The organism is Actinomycetota bacterium (genome assembly GCA_036280995.1).
Lineage (GTDB): Bacteria > Actinomycetota > CALGFH01 > CALGFH01 > CALGFH01 > CALGFH01.
Map to the genome: position 1 here is coordinate 1 of DASUPQ010000317.1, position 2,364 is coordinate 2,364.

1 pseudogene is annotated in these 2,364 nt (G+C 68.1%); it reads right to left on the reverse strand.

Features of this window, described 5'->3' with window-relative positions:
- Positions 1-808: 808 nt before the first annotated feature.
- A pseudogene (locus tag VF468_10715) lies at positions 809-2,231 on the reverse strand (IS1380 family transposase).
- Positions 2,232-2,364: the final 133 nt, after the last annotated feature.

The following is a 2,364-nucleotide window of genomic DNA, read 5'->3' on the forward strand; positions in this document are numbered from 1 at the left end:
CCGAGACTTCCTCGCGGTGGCCACGATACGAGCCCGGCCGGTCAGGCCCCGTCCCAGTCGTCAAAGCCAAGCGGGGCCCCTGTTGTTCCACCGGGTCAGTTGCGCGATCTGCGGCCGCACCATGAGCGTGTCGTCCAAGAACGGCCGGATCCGATACCGATGCCGCCCAACGCCCGACAGCCGGACCGCTGGTCACCGAACGTCGGTATACCTTGCCGAATCCCGGGTACTTGCCGCACTGGAACCCTGGCTACGCCAGCAGTCCGAGACATGCCCATCATGGGCACACGGCGAACCCCCACAGCACACGATGATCGCCGCCATCAACCTGCGGGTCACCTTCGATCCCGAACCGACAGCATCCATGTCACAACAGGTGTCGGCTCAACCGCGGCGATAAGTCTGGCCGTCAAATGATCGAACAGGGGAGGTGTAATTCAGTGTCCGAGGGGGGACTTGAACCCGACCATCCGGCATTCAGAATGCCTATCGTCGCGCTTTCACCAGGCAAAACGTCCGAACCAGTGTGGACCGATAGGCAACGATAACGGCCCGGCGTGCCCATCATGGGCACGCCAGCGCGGCGCCCCTCGGCAGCCCGGTGTGACTCTTCCGCCTCTACAAGGGTCGACCCCTAACCTCGATCCTGCACGCGTGATCTTGGTTGGTGGTCAGGTGGGTTGAAGTGGCCGCGGGACAGTGATTTTGGACGTCTGGGTAGCGACGATGCCCGAGCGTCGGCTCGGGTGCTCCGCCGGTTCCACTGCCGGTGCCTGCTCTTTCGATCGTGGGAACAGGGAATCCGGGTTCAGGGGAAGGCGGCGCGGATGCGGTGCCAGCCGGCCGCGATGGCGGTGGCCCACCGCCAGGTGCGGTCGATCCGGAGGCGGGTCTGCCGGGCCGCGCGGCTGATGCGGGCGGCCACGTGCAGGACCCTGTAGCGGAACGCGGCGATCTCGCACCGGGCCAGATCGGGCAGGTCGGCGAAGCCGATGAGTTTGCACCAGGCGACCAGGTCGGTCGCGGTCAGCACGATCTCCAACCAGGCGCTGTTGGACGACCAGGAATGGCAGGGCAGGTTCCGCAGCCCTGTCGCTTTGGCCTGCCGGATCCGGTCCTCGACCCGGGCATGTTGCCGGTGTCGCAGGTCCAGCCCGGCCAGTTGACCGGGCACCGCCCCGATCGGGGTGTCGGTGATGAACGCGGTGACCCGGTGCCCGTCGGCGTCGGCGAAGGTGAGCTGAGCGCCGGGATGGGGTCGTTCTTTGCGCAGGATCAGCCTGGTGCGGGGCGGCCACGCGGACAGGTCGACCAGGCCGGTCGCCTCGGCCAGCCAGGCGCCGTCCCGGATCCACCCGTCGGCCTCGACCGCGGGGTACCACACCGTCCGCTCCTGCTCGGCGGCCGTGGACGCGGCCTCGGCCAGCACCTCGACGGCGGCCCGGACCGGGGCGGTGACCGGGAACCCGAAAGAGAACCCCACCCCCGCGGCCCGGCACGCGGCGGCGAAACCGTGGGGTGGCACCAGCGGAATCGGACCGGATCAACACCCGCGGACCGGCCGGGTCACCGGGCCGGGGACGGTACGGTTCGGGCAGCGCGGCCAACGCCTCACCCAGCACCCGGACGTGGTCGGCGGTGGTGTTGCTACCCGCGTTCCCCGGCCTCAGCATGCCGGCCAGGGCCTCGCCGCCGGCGATGTCGGGTCGGTCCAGGAACACCAGCAACGGATGGAACCCATAGGTCCGTTTCCATGTCGCCGCTGAGTTCTCCTTCCGGTCGGAGTGATCGATGCTGATCGTGGCGTCCACGTCCATCACCAACTCCGCCCCCTGCGGTGGAGCCGCGCCCGCGGCCCAGGCCACCGCCCGAGCCTTCGCCCGGGCGGCATTCACCCCGGCAAGATGCGCGGCGTCGACCCGGCCATCGATCAACCGCCACGCCGTGGTCACCGACGCCACCGCACCATGCTGGGCCTGCTGATCACCCAGGGCCCCGATCCCGGACACGCAGTCCGCGCCGTCGGCGACCGCGACGGCCAGATCGGTGAACACCCGACCCGGATCATGCAACCACGGACCCCGGTAGGTGTCCGCCAACACCGAACTGACGCCCTCGGTCAACCCGGACAGATCGGCCAACTCACGCAGCATCCCGACCCCGGCATGGGACACCACCCCGTCCCCGTCCGCGCTGACCTTGACCCGCGGAAGCATCGCGATAGTCTTCACTCAGAAAGTGCCTTCCCGTGCCGGACATGGAACCTTAGACAAGTCCTATTATCCGTTACGAGACAGGCACTTTCGCTATATCACCGGCCGTGTCGACCGACCTCAGACATTCAGGCGTGCACGATCCAGGCTA